This is a genomic window from Spartinivicinus marinus (genome assembly GCF_026309355.1).
In the GTDB taxonomy this organism is placed as follows: Bacteria; Pseudomonadota; Gammaproteobacteria; order Pseudomonadales; family Zooshikellaceae; genus Spartinivicinus; species Spartinivicinus marinus.
Genome location: NZ_JAPJZK010000001.1, coordinates 4,633,284 through 4,648,901, shown reverse-complemented (window position 1 = coordinate 4,648,901; position 15,618 = coordinate 4,633,284). Strand labels below are relative to the sequence as shown.

The window sequence follows — 15,618 nt, the reverse complement described above, 5'->3', positions numbered from 1 at the left end:
TAAAGCAGTACAAATAAGAGTTAGCACTAACAATTTATTTATACATAAAGAATCTTCTATAAATATCTGGCTTATTCTTAAGCTAATCAACACATAAAATATAACAACAGCTATTTTTTTAATATAGCAACAATGACTAGCTTGCCTCATGGAGGAATAATGAAAATACTCAAATACCTAACAATAGCAATTTCAACCAGTTTACCACTTCAATTGTTTGCAACCCCTAACGAACTTGAAGTATTTAACGACTCAGACAAGAGCATTGATATGCAAATACATGGTAAATTCATAGGTCATGAAGTCCCTGCTGAAATAGCAAGTAGTATATCATGGTCGAACTTGAAAGAGTTATGCAACGCGGGTGCATCCAATACTATTTCAATTTCAGCTGATTTATGTGCAGCCGAGGTTTATTTATCTCCAAATACTTTGGATCAAAAAGCACTAGGTATAATACTGATTAATTTAGTCAGAGGTAATATAATTATTGTTCGTCAAGATCCAGTGTTGACTGGTTATCAGATAGTGCCATATGGAAATGGTCAATTACTAATAGAAAATACACAATAAAGTATATGGCTAGCAATGGTAGTTTTGAAGTAAAAGCAGTCTTAAAGTGAGCAGTGTTATACATACTGCTCATACTCAACTGGGGTTTCCTGCTTTCTGCTTTTGTTCGCGAAGGTAACCATGCAAAATTTCTGCATCTAACCCATGTAGCATTAACCGAAAACCTGCCTGAAGGGTAGAAAAAGGCACCGTTGGGTGACGGTTACTCACTAAGGTCACAGCCAAAGGATCACGCATCAATTTACTAATATAAATAGCAAAGGTTTCGTCTAACTGTAATGAGTTACTGGCTCGCCAAAAGTCATGGTCAGATAGCAGTAAGGCATATAACGGTGTATAGGCTTCAACGGCTGTCTGTAAGTCAATGATATTCATTATCCCCTGTTTACCTGGGTCTATATCAAACTCATCGTCGGTGATTGCATCGTAATTAATGACTTCAGGGGCTTCAAACTCACGCCCCGCATCTGTTAGCTTTTGGTTCAGTTCTGCTATAAAGTTATATACGTTAAGATCATGAATAAGGAAAGTATCGTCTTTTAAATCTTCAAGTTTTTTCGGCCTTAGCGGTATGGTTGACTCAATTGTTATCCCTGTATTATCAGCAATAAACTGAAGCAGCTCAGTACCAATGTTAAAGTGTCTTAAAATCAAATAATTAGCATCTTTTTTTACAAAGTGCTTTAACCCCCAATAAATGGTGTAATGTAACACTTTTGACGAACTCCACTTACTGGGAATAATCATCCTCAACAATTGCACGACAATAATCATTAGTCGCGCAAAAGGCCTTATAATTGGCAATAATAATCGCCGAGACCCACTATTTTGTCCTTGCAATAAAGCTCTTTTCGCAGACTTATGCATGGGCAGACTATTATCAAGGTATAATGCTAACCAGGGGTTAGGGTCATCTTTATGAATCTTTTGGTCAGAGAAATTATTATGCCATGTCATTTTAGTAATTGCCTAATTCTTCTAACTGCAATAGATAAAGCCTGGCTGTCACTTTAGCCGTACGGATAATTTCATTTTGGATATCAGGGATCGTTAAAATACCTGTGCTTAATATAGCTTCCAACTCATCAAGATGATCACCATCATGCTCGGCATGATAAGTATAAAACTCCAACTGCTCTGCTGATATGCCCATATTGTGCTGCAATGCTTCAGCAAACGTTCGGGCAAACTGCTTGCCTAATCCTTCGATAATAAACATTGCACCGATTAAATCAAAAGGGTTAGCTTGACTGGCTTTATAATACATCCAGGCAGATAATGCCTCAGAACCGATATTTTTGCCTTGTTTATGCAGTTCATTAATATCACCACCAACGGTCTGATAACAGCGTTCAAGCATTTTATAATCCTGATGTTCAGTTGTCGCATGACCAATGAACACTGCCCGTTGTTCCAAATAAGGCTCTGTAATTGAAGACGCTGCTCGACAAATCCAACCACTCCCCTCTTTTACTTGATGATAATGGTCTGCCAATAAGCGGCGATAGTCTTCTAATTGCAGCTGGTTATTCATTGCCCGATAAATAATCGGTACTTGTAGTAAACGGCTTTCAAAATCAGCCCACACAATCGTCAGTTGACGTAATACCTGCTGAGTAGAAATCAACTGAGAATCTGAATTTGTCATAATGACAACCTTAATTATTATCAAACACGGAGAGATGCATAAATGAACAAATACCCCGACCACTTTCAGGCACAAAACACAATATTTTTTGACCTGCTGTCAGTGGTTTGGCTTTTACCAGTTCATCTAACATAATGAATATTGAAGCAGTACCTGTATTACCACAATGGACTAAATTAGAAAACCATCGCTCTTCAGGAATCATCGCCCCTGTTTTAATTAACAGTTTTTTCATTTCTTGCCCCAAAGATTGGGCAGAATAATGGGGAAGAAAATAATCGATACCATTAGGATCAAGTTGATAGTTATCCAACAACTCAAGGTAATACCCAACCCAGGCAGGAAACATTTTATAGAGCAAAGTAAAGTCTTGTTTCAGCGCAATTGCCCCTGCCTGGTATGCCTCAGCAGGGCTGTTATATAAGTTCCATGGCTGGTTCTTGGCTGCTTTATTTGTAGCAGCACCAGCATACATACAAGGGGGAAAGCGGTCAGCGAATGACTTTTGCTTGATCCAGTCGACTCGCAAAGAGATTCCTGTTGCTTTAGGTTCTGGTTCAAACACCACGGCACCGGCTCCATCAGAAAGGGTCCAGCGTAAAAACTCCAGTTCAGGATCTGGTCTTGAGTCTTCATTATAGAAAGGTTGATAAAACCCTGGTTGAAACCAACGGCTGGAAAACTCACTACCACTGGCAACAGCCAGCCGAGCCTCATGGGTTCGTACCGCAAGCCAGGCACTTTTAGCCGCCATTAGACTACTGGCACAAACACTTTGGAACGAAGCTAGCTCCAACGGTGGAATACCTAACTCACCGTGAACTGCACTGGCAAAACCTGGTACTAGATAGTCACCTTGTGTTGTGCTTGTAGCTAAATAATCAGCGTTATCAGGTGAACGTTTAGCATGAGCAAATGCATCATGAATAGCTTCTGCCGCCATTTGTGCATTAGTATGGGTATAGTTACCACTGGCTGTTAATGCGTAATAACGCTTTTTAATGCCATTTTTTCGTAAGGTTGCTGTACCCAGTGAATCACTTCGGTCACTAATCTTACCAATAATAGAGCCGATCTCATCATTGCTCACCGGCTCACCCGGTAGACATTTACCAACGCCTGTTATAAATACGTCTGTCATCTCATACACACTTTGCTAACAAACTTAGATTGCTTTTAGGATAACTGATAAGGTGATAAATGTCGGTAACCATTCTCAAAGTTCAAGCACCTGATACTCAACAGCCTATGGAGTAATACTGCTATACTGGTTATTTAATAAATTAAATCAGTAATTCTAAATATCACATCTATTGTGTACTATCAGGTACGTTATAGTCATGCTTATTAATGTTTACACGGAGATGTTGAGTGAATATTTGGATTTTTAGTGCAGGGGTTTTGGGGTTGTTAACTTCACTGGTTCATATTTTTGCAGGACAAATCGACCCTGTTCGGCCATTTCTTAAATCTGAGCTAGACGATATCCCTAAAGCAACGTTATTAGCCTGTTGGCATATAGTAACAGTCATTCTTGTCACATCGTCAGCGATATTGACATATGCCGGATGGGTGAATGCAAACTACCTTACTACTGTAGTGTTAGGGCTCTCTCTAACCTATGTTTCTTTCGCAGCTGTTTTTATGTGTGTGGGCTGGTACTTTTTTAAACATCACACATTCATTAAACTTCCACAGTGGGTGCTGTTACTGCCGATTGGTGCCTTAGGTTTTATTGGTTCAGGGCAATACTAGCGATGACTCTACCAACTTAGAAGGAGTCTTGGGTAAGTATTATGGTGGGCTAACCTCAGTCACGACGAGTGAATTAAAAATATGAGCTTGCATTGCGAAAAGCCATCATCAGTTTTCACTGAAAAGGTCGCAGCTGTGAGCGACCTCTATCCGTTATTTGACATAATTTCCAAGTTTAATTGTTTTAGAAAGTTTAACATGAACTGAGTTCTTTTCTTTGCTTCTAGTTTAGCTGACTCAGTGTTTACACTGTCAGCAATCAACAAAAGCTTCTTATAAAAATGATCAACGGTATATTTCTCATCATCTGGTAATCTTAACTGGCAAAACGGATCATCAGTACTATAAAGCTCTCGTTCTAGCTTCGCGCTTACTTGCATACATCGAGCGATGCCTATTGCACCAAGCGCATCAAGACGATCAGCATCCTGGACAATTTTGGCCTCTAGTGTTCTTGGTGTGATGTTAGCGCTGAAGCTATGGGCAACAATAGCATGATGTATTGGCTCTAAATATTTTTCAGGGTAATTGATTTCACTTAAAAACTGAACTGCTTTATCAGCAGCATATTTTGAGCTATTGGTTCTGTCAGGATGGTTCTTAGGTAATGAAAAACAATCATGTAGCCAAGCCGCTGGAGTTACTATTTCACTAGCAGCTCGTTCTTGTTCACATAACTCTTTAGCTGTTTTTACAACTCTTAATATATGGTTAAAGTCATGAGCTAAGTCTGTTTTCATCTCAGCAATAACAAATGCCGAAGCTAATTCTTCTAATTGATTTAACAAAATTCTACCACTCTTACCCTATTATGTATTAGCTGTATTTTGTTTTATGGGTGCTAGCAACGCATAAAAAATCCAAGCAAACCATGAGATAAAAACCAAAGCTAATAACCAAGCCAGTTTTTCGCCACCAGTAGTTTTACTCGATGATATTACGACAATTAAGTTTAACGTTACTCATACTTAGATAAGTATTAAACGTAGCAACGTTTAGATTAAAGAGGGTTGGGTGTTTCCTAACTAAAAAAGAACCTATTTAAGCTCGATCACCTACTTCTATTGCATCAACCACACCATCACGAAAAATTACTACACCTAAAAATTTACCTTTTCCTCGATTATATTTCCATTTTTCTATATTTATGTATGTAACCGCTTCAGAAGAGTATCCGTTTAAGTTATTCCAATTTGATTTGTTAACAATTTTTTGACTTAAATCTTCTTTTAACATTGGTTCTTTACAAAGCAAGAGTACCTTAGCTTTTGAATCACCTGATGTAATTAATTTACTACCACAACGCATACGGTCTGTATATCCATTTGCAACTGATACGAAAGTTGTAAGTAAAACTAATACAGATCTAACAGTTAGTTTTTTAGTAGTGCTTAGCATAGCTTTTTACCTTTCAGGTTATCGATAGCTTAGCTTCTCCTTATAGGACAGGTAACAAGATCGTTTTTTAATCAGCTAGTACATTCTTGTAACATACATATAAAAACCAAGAGCAGCTACAAGGGATTATACCTACTATGAACTGGTTAAGCTTTATGAACCGGGGTTTGAGGCGTTTACTCTACAACAAGTTGCTCTTTAGCAAGCTCTCCTGATAAACACCTTGGTATATCAACATCCTCATTATATACCGCATGATAGTGGTATATACCGAAAGGATAGTGGAATGTTGCTCCAACATGGCCATTACATTTATCAAGGTTTTGGGGGGGTAACCCTGTTATTTCTTTACGCCCATATATAGGAAAGCCATCCATTGCATACCCTGTCAGTTGTGATTCGTATTTTTGTGGTATTGATTCACACTGAACTTCAAAAATATGATTACGAAGGAGTTTTTCATTAATTGTTTCAGGGATAATATGTGAGTGATAAAAACCATCTAAGATATGTCCTCCACATGGATCCAATGCAGGCACACTACCGCCTCCTATATTATTTGGTCCTTTTACAACAGATGGCGGCAATCCATTCACAGGAAGGCCATGTAATGATAAGCCAACAATATCAATGGCTGACGCCATGGGTGTCACTTTATTTGCAAATTCAGGGTAAGCAGGAATTTTATACGTTAGTTGTAGATTAATGTCTTTTTCTGCTTCAATACAGTAGTCATACTGTTGATCTGGAGGCGGTGCCTGTTTGTCTAATCTCATGAAGTATTTACGTATATTTTCGTTTTCATCTACAATGTCATAACCATCTATTTCCATATTAATAAAAAACATTTTATCGAGCAGTCTAAGCCCCGGATTGGTTTTACCGTCATATATATAAATACCACCAATATCATCAAGTGTTTCTGGGCAATAAGGACCATCATTGATCGGCGTACTTTTTACTTTCAACTCAAAACATTGCGTTTTTCTTCCGTTGTTTAATGTGCAATCAACTAATGAAATGTTTTTTATAAAATTACTAATATTGTAATATACCGGGTCTAAAATGGGCAGGTGATTATATTCTTTATCAACGTGCATATTGTTGTATGCAACAGCTTGACTGCTACTTACTGACAAAGACGTGAGTATAAGCAAAATATTTTTTACCAACAAAACAACACTCCTTGTATTTCTTGTTATAAATTTTTATTGCTTTATTATAAGCATTCCCTTAAACAAGGCTTATTAACCAGTATCTTTTGGTAGACTCTGGCTCAAAGAATACAAAGTGCTATACATATTTACGAATATCTAAAGTTTTAAAAATTAGCAAATTAATTTACAATATTTACAATCAAGCTCACCTAGTTAACACTAACCAATCACCAAGCTTAGCTGTTTAAGTTACTTTTTATTAGGTGTTTACCCCTGTGACGAGTAGCACTTTTACAGCCAGCCGTGTTACAAGTCATTTATATAGAATGACTACACAGCATTCCTTGTGCCTTGCTGGACAAAAAACAGTCTCCGGCAGTGGTGGTTCAAATAGTGTTAACAGGCCCTAGTTACAATTTCTAACCCTTTTGTTGTATTAAAGTCACTATGCTTATAGCGTCTATCAATACCATCATAGTCTCTCAATTTAGTTCCTCCTATTGAAGGGGCACAATGTCACTCTGATGTAGTATTTTGGGAACCAGATTATTCTCAATTACATAACTGGCTGGCTATATGGCTTCCCATTTAATGTAATTATAATTTCTCTGATGTCTGTTTTAATACATATTTGACTTTTGCTCATCCAGTGTATCCCAATAATACCATCAATTAGTTCATCATCTAGATCTTCGACATTTTCTGAATATTTTACTATCTCCGGAAAAACAATCTTTTTTACATCATTCATATCTTCTGGATTATCGACAGCTATTAATACAACCTCCCGCTTAATAGCATCATAGTAAAGTTTGCTTAGATATGGAGATGCTCCACTCATTAGTTCAGTTGTAATATCCATGAACAACCCTCTAAATCACATAACTAGCAATGAACTTCTCTCTAGCTGGAAGAGGTGAGTTGGTTATTAGATACCTGGTTACTGCCATAGTTGCCCATCCTTTTCTATTAAGCAGTGGTAACAAGCACTAAGTTTATTGTCAACATTGTACCACTCATGTTGACCACCTGCTGCTTCGCAGTTTTGTCCCTTATCAACTATACCAGTTTCAAGTATGAACCAGGGAAGTTTGCTTCGAAGAAACGTCCTAATTCTAAATGGGCCTCCCCAATACTTCGGCACTAAAACTACTCCTAACAATTAGCTACTAATAAATATCACTCTGACATACTTACTGATGCTGTATTTTGACTGAAACAGTCTTAAAGCACAAACCACAAGTCCCTCAAGACTGCTCAGAGCTCTATTCTCAATCCACTTCTCCTGTAGCCTTCTCAAAACCTGTCGATAAACCTGTCCAGTGGCAATTATCAGGAAATATAGGACAGATTAGCTGTAGATTGGTAGACAGAAACAATACAGACACCTATATATAAAACACTACTTAACTAGGTGCTTTCACTCTTCATCGAAAAAGCCCCTTTTTAAGAATATTGAGTATGCTTCACATGCAGCTGTTACCAAAGTAGACCACTCTGCACACTCCTTAAGCTCTTCTATCTTCCAGGTACTGGGTACTTTTTGGTAGCTGCTTTCTAGAAGATTATGAAAGAGCTTAATAGCATTTATTTCATCAGAACTAAATACAGGCTCATCATAAAAAGCTAAGCGGTCTTCATCCATGTAGTCATACCAGCACTCGATGATCTCATCAGTCCCAACTACACTAACAGTTTCTTCATCTACAAATGCATCTAGAGACTCTATAAGTCGGTTTCTTAGCCTTTGCTTTAAAAGAGTATCGGAAATACCCATATATTTACCTAATCTGATATTTATGTGGAAGTTAGCTAGATAACAGATGAAATGCCATATAAAGGGTCATCTTTCAGCCATGGCTCACTATTGACTTCATCAATTTTTCCATCAGCCAGCTAGGTCATTTTTTCATTAATATATGCAGCCGTACGTTTATTATACTTTCTTTGCTGAAAAGAATTTACCAAACCTAGTACTTTAGTTGATAGCTTCCCGAATAGTGAACGTACTCCATTTGCATACACAGTCGTAGTAATCCTAGTTCCACTCTCACACTCAACAAATGAGACCACACAGGTCAATGTTTCCCATGGTATAAATGAACATCCTTCATTTATTTTACCTTCTTCATTCTTGGTTTCATATGAATAATTAAGTATATACAGATAAGGCTTTTTTATTTTTTCTAATTTCAGCAAACATCTAACCGAAATATCGCCATAATTAGTAACTACACTGTAAATTTTGCCAATATCTTCAACCCCTAATTCATTTGTTGTTACATATGCCTTATCAAAAAGCCCAACCTTGGTATGAAGGGATAAAATATCTAGAGCTGAATCAAAAGTTAAACTAATTGGCTTATTTACAATATAGCTTGTTTCAAAATATTTCATATTAAAATTTAATTTAAACTGACCCTATTTATTAATTGGCTTTTCGCATATTAAATAGTAACTAACTCTTTTATTTTCACCAAATATTTTTAATATCTCTTACATATATAGATTCAGGCTCATCCTCATCGACATATAGCATACCATTATCTTGTAGGATACCTTGCGATATAAGAGTATTTATTAGCTCTTCAGTTTTATCAATATATTCCCATACAGAATCCCTACTACCAATATTAAATGGCCAGTCACTATATGTGTCTGAAACAAACTGGATTTGGTCCCCTTGATTACTTAGAAGATACCAAGTGACTATTGCAGATTGCACTGAGTTGCCTGCCAGCTCTCTTTTTTTGCTACCATTTAAATGGTTAAAAGAGATCATTTCTCTTTTGGTTTCATTGACTAGAATGTACTCTACGCCCATGGGCCTTTCTTAAACATAGCTATTTATGATGTATTTCTTGGCAATGTATTTTGAACGAAATGACCTTATAGGTCTACTCCTTATGGCGTGTATAAAATTCAACCACAAGATTCCCAAGACCATCAATGTAATCACTTACCAACAAACTGCCACTACCCTCAATTTAAAAGTCTCCAATAACACCACCTTGTGGTAGTTACCGCGCCCTAGGTAAATATGTGTTAGTATGAAAATGTTTCACAACATAGATCTGCCTGAAGAGGTACTTTTCTTCCAAATAAAAGCGTTTTTTTAAGCTTAAAATAGTAAAATAACTCCTTGCTATTTTATACGCTAAATTACCTTTCTAAGGAGCTATTTATGGCTGATAAATACGACTCTAATAATATTGTCGTTTTAAAAGGTTTAGATGCGGTTAGAAAACGACCTGGTATGTATGTAGGTGACCTAGACGACGGTACTGGTCTCATCCATATGCTAATGGAGGTAGTGAGTAACAGTGTTGACCAGTTCTTAGCTGATAAGGCTTCTGTTATCTCAGTGCTACTACATGAAAACGGTGATATGGAAGTCATTGATGATGGTGAAGGTATACCAATTCATGAGCTTCATGGTAAGTCAGCCTTAGAAGTCATCATGACCACCCTTCACACTGGTGCAACTTGGGATAACCATAGACCCCATACTCATGTTGGAACCACAATAGGTATTGGTTTAGCCCCTATAAACGCTCTGTGTGATTACTTTGAGGTAGACAGCTTCAAGGATGGAACTCATTGGTATATGAGATTTGATAACGCTGAAGCTGGAAAACTAGAAAATAAGGGAGCAACTGACAAAACTGGTACTAGAATGCTATTTCATCCTAGTAAAAAATACTTTACCCATCCAGAGCTTGATGAAAAACTCATTTCATCACGGCTCAAGGAGTTATCTTTTCTCTGCGCAGGATTAAAGTTTCAGTTTCAAAGTAAACAGCATTCAAAGCTAGAAGAATATTACTGTCCAAATGGGATCATAGGCTACCTAGAAAAGGTTATGCCATCTAACGATAGCTCTTTACTTCCTATTTTACATTTTGAGGCTATTGAACAAAATACGAAAATTGAATTAGCATTATGTTGGTCCAGTGGACTAGGCTATCAACATAGTTTTGCTAACCATTTATGTACCAAAGATGGAGGTGTTCATGTGGATGCCGTTATTCTGGGATTGATTAAAGCTGCTTCCATAAAATCCTCTTCACAGGTTGAAATCGAGACCTGGACTAAGCGTCTTTCTAAAGGGCTTTACCTAATTGTTCATGTAAACATAGCAGATCCTAAGTTTGCGTCACCTACTAAAGATCGGTTAATTAATGAAGAAGTCTTTAGTGCGGTTATTGAAGCAACATATCAACAGGCTAAAGAGTATTTTTCCAAGAATTGGGAGTTTTTCTTCTCTTTGGAGTTTCATGAACACCATATAATTCCTTAATTACAAGTAAGTGTGGCAAGCAAGTAATTAGCACATAAATCAGAAGTAATAACAAAGGACTCTTTGCACTAATGGCAGCATAAATGTACAACAAGACTAGTAATAGCAGGGCATATTTATTGCGTTTAGTAATAAGTTTAAAAAAAACCGCAAATATTAGCCCAATAGCAAGCAGCCATACTTTATTTGTAGTACTGTGTACAAAACTACTCATTATATCAATGCTGAATGGCGCTGTAATCGCGAAAATCACACTCAGGCCAAACAGGATATAATTAATACCATCTGATATATGGAAACATATTTGTGTGAACTTCGATCGCATCATTTACACTTAGTTATTAATGAACGTCAGCCTAACAGTGGTGTGAACTGGTAACTATCAGCTAAGCATAGTAGTAATTTTTCTTAAACTCTGCCCACTCCTTAAGAGCTTCTTCTCTAACAAGATCACCTAAGCCTGATAATGTAGCTCTTAACTGTCTTAAATTGAAGGTAGGCCACCATATTAAAGACATTTGAAAGATAACCTCGCTTGTCTCTCTTTGAGTGACACCGACCTTTAAAGCATTTTTAATGTTAATTCTCAACTGTGGTAATGTTTGAGCTCCTTGCGCCGTTAATACAGCAATTGTCGCAATAAATCGCGTTTTAATGTCTAAACCTGGTCTTGAAACTAACTAATAGTTTCTACTTTATGTTTCATCCACTTCCCGCTGAATACTCTGACTCCAAGCTGACTTAAAAGCTTCGTCACTACTAAACAACCTGTAAAGATCCATTTCCTCTTTTCGGCGTTTTAACATAATATCCTGAAGTATTCTCTCAAATACCAGCTCTCTATTATACGGATCTGGGTTATTTTTATATTTAGCCTCAAAATCTGGATGTTTTTTAACACTGTCTGCGATATTAACAAATTTTACCTTTTGTTCCTCTGGGGTAGTACTCCAGCCTTGAAACCAACGCTCGTTAAAGTTTTTAATGATTTCATCTAATGAATTGGTTTCTTTTTCACTGACATAAGCACTATGAGGGTTAGCACTCTGCGGTTCTAGTTGCGACTCCGCTGCTTCCAATTCAATACTATGGTTCAATTTTTCACGCTGTAAACCATAAGAACTTAAGTCAACTGAGTTTAGCAACTCATCTAATAAATCATCGTCTGGGTTGTCTAGCTTCAGTTTAGGAATTAAAAACTTCAGAAACCAATATAGTTTCTCCCAATCGACTATTTCATACGGCATAATCGACGCCATTTGGCCGTATACTTTGACAAACTGCTTTGCTTTTACCTTAAAGTCCGCCTGTTCTATACTTTCCAGCTCAAGTTCAGTGTCAAACCTTGCAACGGCAATATCAATTACAGGACTTAATGTTTGAGCATCTTCATTATCAAAAAAACGTGTAATAAATTCCTCTACCTCATACCACTCATACACGCCTACCTCATCTAATGCGTCTTTCAGCTCATGCAGCACATTAACATCGGTCGCTTTAGATAAGGTGGTTGAAGTATAGAATGGATCAAACGCTTCCTTAATATCATCTACTGAGTTAAAAAAATCTAGAATAAATAAGTCTTCTGTCTTTTTACTTAATTTGGGCGCGGAACGGTTTAATCGAGATAGAGTCTGCACACATAATACATCAGCCAGTTTTTTGTCCACATACATGGCGCACAGTTTAGGCTGGTCAAAACCGGTTAAATATTTATTGGCTACGACAAGTAGCCGATAGTCGTCCGTATCAAACTTATCTTTGGTTTCTGTTTCTGCAAAACCATTGATACCTGATTCAGTATAGTCTATTCCATCCACTGTTTTAGATTCTGAAAAGGCAATAGCTGCCTTAAAAGGGTTACCTTGCTTTTCTAAAAGCCTGGTAATAGCCTTGTGATAACGAATGGCTGCTTCTATATTTTGCGTAACCACCATCCCCTTGGCTTTACCCTTAAGTTTTTTAGCATTCACCACATGTGGGATGAAATGCTCTAACATAACTTCAGCTTTGATATCAATCGTTTGCTGACTACGTTCAACATAGGCTCTCAATTTCTTTTGGGCCTTTTTACTTTCAAACTGAGGATTTTCAACTATCGATTTTTCAATTTCGTAATAGCTCTTATAAGTTGTGTAATTGACTAACACATCTAGAATGAAGCCTTCTTCAATAGCTTGTTTCATTGAGTAGAGGTGAAAAGGCTCATAACTTTCATCTTCCAGCGGCTCCCCAAACTTTTCCAACGTGCTTTTTTTGGGGGTAGCCGTAAATGCCAGGTAAGAAGCATTGCCTCGCATTTTACGCGAACGCATGGCTCGTAGTATTTTGTCTTGAGTGTCTTCTACTTCCTCTTGCTCTTGCCCCTTATTAGCTCCATTACTGCCTATGGCACGGTTCATATTATCGTGAGAAGAACCTGACTGGGAACTATGAGCCTCATCAATAATTACCGCAAATTGTTTATCACTTAAATCACTAATCCCATCCAGAATATGATGAAACTTTTGAATAGTGGTAATGATTATTTTTTTGCGCCCTTCTAAAGCTTTTTTCAGCTCTGATGATTTATGAGCATGGGCAATAATATTTTTTACTTCAGAAAATTCTTTAATATTATCTCTTAGCTGTTTATCCAGCAGACGCCTATCTGTAACAACAATAACAGAGTCAAACAGCGGTTGCTCCATTCCCTTGGCTCCAGCCACATGAGGATTGGCCGGATATGTTTCAATTAATTGGAAAGCTGCCCAAGTAATGGAGTTGGATTTTCCCGAACCGGCTGAGTGCTGAATTAAGTAGGTTTTTCCCACACCAAAGGTAGATGCATGATTAACCAGTTTGCGTACCACATCAAGCTGATGATAACGAGGGAAAAACAAAGTACGTTTATTAAGTGGGTCTTTACGGTTGCCATCTAAGCGCACAAAGTGCTGGATAATATTGGCTAAGCTTTCTTTAGTAAAAACTTCCTCCCAAAGGTAAGTGGTTTTATGACCGCTCGGGTTAGGTGGATTCCCCTGCCCCCAATTATATCCTTGGTTAAAGGGTAAAAAGAAAGTGCTTTTACCTGCTAATTTAGTGGTCATATAGACTTCATCAGTATCCACAGCCATGTGTACCAGACAACGCCCAAAGTTGAGCAAGGGTTGATTAATATCCCGATTTTCCCGATACTGCTTTTGCCCATGATAGCGGGCGGTTTGTCCTGTCCAGGCATTTTTCAACTCAAGGGTAATCAATGGAATCCCATTGATAAATAGCACCATATCAATTGATTGTAGTGGGTTTGCCTGCGAGTAATGCACTTGCCGGGTACAACTGAAAACATTAGCCGTAAATAGTTGTTTTGCTTTGTCACTACTGCTCGCTACTGGGGCAGGATAAAACAGCTTGAAGTGGGCATCATCAACATCGAAGCCTTTTTTAAGTAAATGCAATATACCGTGTTTTTTTACCAACCGGTCAAACCGTTCCAGTAGCTTACGCTGCCAATCATTGGCAAAATTAGTTGAAACCGCTCGTTTAAGTTTTTCTAATTTTTCAGCTTGAGTCGCTTCTAAAAACTGCCAGAAATAACGTTTATCAATGGCATATTGACTATCAAAATCTACCGACAGGCCTGTCTGAAAGCGCCGGTTATGCAGGTCAACAACAACGTCGCTTACCCCTTTTTTACGCTCCTCCAAACAGCTGCCAGTTAAATATTTTTCAATGGCAGCTTCTAATGCCTGTTCGCTGGTATTACTGACCATCACTCTCCCTTACTTAACTTAGTTTTCTTATTGTTCCTTGAGCACAACAAAATGCTCAATCAGGCGAATCATCAACGTTTTCTGATCAGGCTGACTCTCTGCCACAAGCAAAGCTAAAGCCACCAAGGTGTTATCATTTATGAGCTGCTCAACGGGCTTTGCTAGCAAGTGTTGATTGATACGCAAGTACCATAAAAATAGAAATGAGCCACTCCGTTTATTGCCATCAGCAAGCGAGTGATTCTTAATGACGAAGTAAAGTAAATGGGCAGCACGGCTAGCCACATTGGGGTAAAACAATTGATCACCAAAGCCTTGTTCAATTGTTGCAATGGCTGAGGCTAAGCCATCACCACGCAACTGACCAAACAACTCTGTGGCTTCTCCTTTAGCAATTAGCTCTTGTTTGAGTTGATTGATAGCGGTAAATGCTGCCTGGAAATCCAACGCTATCATTGCTGTTTGCTTAGTACACACTTCAGCTAAAGATTGCTCATCATAACCCTGTAATAGGCTCCAACTACGCGCATAATCATTGATTACGCTAAGTACAGCTTGACCTTCAGTACTCACCAACTGCTGGTTGGCCAATGTTTGAGAAAGCAGCTTAACAGCTTGTTCAAACTCAACCCCTCGTTCCTGCAAACGACGCTGATTGAGGGTATAGCCTTCAATCAGGTGGCTTTTAAGGGTCCGCGTTGCCCACTGGCGAAACTGCACGCCTCGCTGAGATTTAACCCGATAACCCACTGAGATGATCACATCCAATGAGTACAAAGCAACAGGCTTGTCAGAATGGGCAATATGCATTTTTTGCATATTGCTTTCACGTACCAACTCGCCTTCCTTGAATACATTGTTGATATGACGGGAAATCACCGATTGGTCACGTTTAAACAATTCAATCATTTGCGCCTGGGTAAGCCACACGGTTTCCTGGCTTAAAGGGACTTCCAGTTCCAGCTCACCATCCGCAGACAGGTATAACTCAGTTTGACTGACCATTCTTACTCCTTGGTCGTTTAAGTCGTT

Annotated in this window: 17 protein-coding genes and 1 pseudogene; 3 read left to right on the top strand and 15 right to left on the bottom strand. The window is 38.1% G+C overall.

Annotated elements, in window-relative coordinates:
• Positions 1-159: 159 nt before the first annotated feature.
• Positions 160-573 carry a hypothetical protein gene (locus tag OQE68_RS20780; RefSeq protein WP_180569125.1) on the top strand — a complete coding sequence of 138 codons (414 nt, stop codon included), beginning with the start codon at positions 160-162 and terminating at the stop codon, positions 571-573.
• A gap of 75 nt (positions 574-648) precedes the next feature.
• Here the strand turns inward: OQE68_RS20780 and OQE68_RS20775 are convergent, their stop codons facing one another.
• From OQE68_RS20775 to OQE68_RS20765, 3 genes are read right to left on the bottom strand one after another with little or no spacing between them, the layout of a single operon-like run.
• Positions 649-1,530: a DUF6999 family protein gene (locus OQE68_RS20775; protein WP_180569126.1), complete on the bottom strand. Its 882-nt coding sequence runs from the start codon at positions 1,528-1,530 to the stop codon at positions 649-651.
• A 1-nt stretch (position 1,531) separates the two neighbouring features.
• Positions 1,532-2,221 (bottom strand): iron-containing redox enzyme family protein, encoded by a 690-nt coding sequence (locus OQE68_RS20770; RefSeq protein ID WP_180569127.1) that lies wholly within the window; start codon positions 2,219-2,221, stop codon positions 1,532-1,534.
• Positions 2,222-2,231: 10 nt separating this feature from the next.
• The gene (locus OQE68_RS20765; RefSeq protein WP_180569128.1) at positions 2,232-3,362 is read right to left on the bottom strand and encodes a beta-ketoacyl-ACP synthase III; all 1,131 of its coding nucleotides are present in this window, start codon (positions 3,360-3,362) and stop codon (positions 2,232-2,234) included.
• A gap of 230 nt (positions 3,363-3,592) precedes the next feature.
• Between OQE68_RS20765 and OQE68_RS20760 the strand changes: the two genes are divergently transcribed.
• On the top strand, positions 3,593-3,976 hold the full coding sequence (locus OQE68_RS20760; protein ID WP_180569129.1) for a hypothetical protein: 384 nt from the start codon (positions 3,593-3,595) through the stop codon (positions 3,974-3,976).
• A 146-nt stretch (positions 3,977-4,122) separates the two neighbouring features.
• Here OQE68_RS20760 and OQE68_RS20755 read toward each other — a convergent pair whose 3' ends face one another.
• From OQE68_RS20755 to OQE68_RS20725, 8 genes are all read right to left on the bottom strand, one after another.
• Positions 4,123-4,764: an HD domain-containing protein gene (locus tag OQE68_RS20755; RefSeq protein WP_255490904.1), complete on the bottom strand. Its 642-nt coding sequence runs from the start codon at positions 4,762-4,764 to the stop codon at positions 4,123-4,125.
• A 21-nt stretch (positions 4,765-4,785) separates the two neighbouring features.
• Positions 4,786-4,914: a PLDc N-terminal domain-containing protein gene (locus tag OQE68_RS30935; protein ID WP_353620497.1), complete on the bottom strand. Its 129-nt coding sequence runs from the start codon at positions 4,912-4,914 to the stop codon at positions 4,786-4,788.
• Between the two features lie 103 nt (positions 4,915-5,017).
• The gene (locus OQE68_RS20750) at positions 5,018-5,374 is read right to left on the bottom strand and encodes a DUF2845 domain-containing protein (RefSeq protein WP_180569130.1); all 357 of its coding nucleotides are present in this window, start codon (positions 5,372-5,374) and stop codon (positions 5,018-5,020) included.
• Between the two features lie 176 nt (positions 5,375-5,550).
• Entirely contained in the window at positions 5,551-6,549 is a 999-nt protein-coding gene (locus OQE68_RS20745) for a YHYH protein (protein ID WP_180569131.1), read from the bottom strand.
• A 538-nt stretch (positions 6,550-7,087) separates the two neighbouring features.
• On the bottom strand, positions 7,088-7,393 hold the full coding sequence (locus OQE68_RS20740) for a hypothetical protein (RefSeq protein ID WP_180569132.1): 306 nt from the start codon (positions 7,391-7,393) through the stop codon (positions 7,088-7,090).
• Positions 7,394-7,951: 558 nt separating this feature from the next.
• The gene (locus OQE68_RS20735; protein WP_180569133.1) at positions 7,952-8,308 is read right to left on the bottom strand and encodes a hypothetical protein; all 357 of its coding nucleotides are present in this window, start codon (positions 8,306-8,308) and stop codon (positions 7,952-7,954) included.
• Between the two features lie 119 nt (positions 8,309-8,427).
• Positions 8,428-8,928: a hypothetical protein gene (locus OQE68_RS20730; protein WP_180569134.1), complete on the bottom strand. Its 501-nt coding sequence runs from the start codon at positions 8,926-8,928 to the stop codon at positions 8,428-8,430.
• 76 nt (positions 8,929-9,004) lie between these two features.
• Positions 9,005-9,355, bottom strand: coding sequence for a hypothetical protein (locus OQE68_RS20725; RefSeq protein WP_180569135.1), 351 nt, complete (start codon positions 9,353-9,355; stop codon positions 9,005-9,007).
• A gap of 360 nt (positions 9,356-9,715) precedes the next feature.
• Here OQE68_RS20725 and OQE68_RS20720 point away from each other — a divergent pair, with 360 nt between their 5' ends.
• Complete coding sequence (locus tag OQE68_RS20720; RefSeq protein WP_180569136.1) at positions 9,716-10,831, top strand: ATP-binding protein; 1,116 nt, start codon at positions 9,716-9,718, stop codon at positions 10,829-10,831.
• Between the two features lie 386 nt (positions 10,832-11,217).
• Here the strand turns inward: OQE68_RS20720 and OQE68_RS20715 are convergent, their stop codons facing one another.
• The 4 genes and pseudogenes from OQE68_RS20715 to OQE68_RS20705 form a co-directional block, all read right to left on the bottom strand.
• A complete protein-coding gene (locus OQE68_RS20715) occupies positions 11,218-11,349 on the bottom strand; it encodes a hypothetical protein (RefSeq protein ID WP_255490905.1) in 132 nt (43 codons plus the stop codon).
• A gap of 3 nt (positions 11,350-11,352) precedes the next feature.
• Positions 11,353-11,493, bottom strand: a pseudogene (locus OQE68_RS30930) (carboxymuconolactone decarboxylase family protein); the annotation flags it as partial.
• A gap of 33 nt (positions 11,494-11,526) precedes the next feature.
• Positions 11,527-14,586, bottom strand: coding sequence for a type I restriction endonuclease subunit R (locus OQE68_RS20710; protein WP_180569137.1), 3,060 nt, complete (start codon positions 14,584-14,586; stop codon positions 11,527-11,529).
• Between the two features lie 27 nt (positions 14,587-14,613).
• Positions 14,614-15,591, bottom strand: a complete 978-nt coding sequence (locus tag OQE68_RS20705) for a virulence RhuM family protein/type II toxin-antitoxin system death-on-curing family toxin (protein WP_180569138.1) — start codon at positions 15,589-15,591, stop codon at positions 14,614-14,616.
• Positions 15,592-15,618 lie beyond the last annotated feature (27 nt).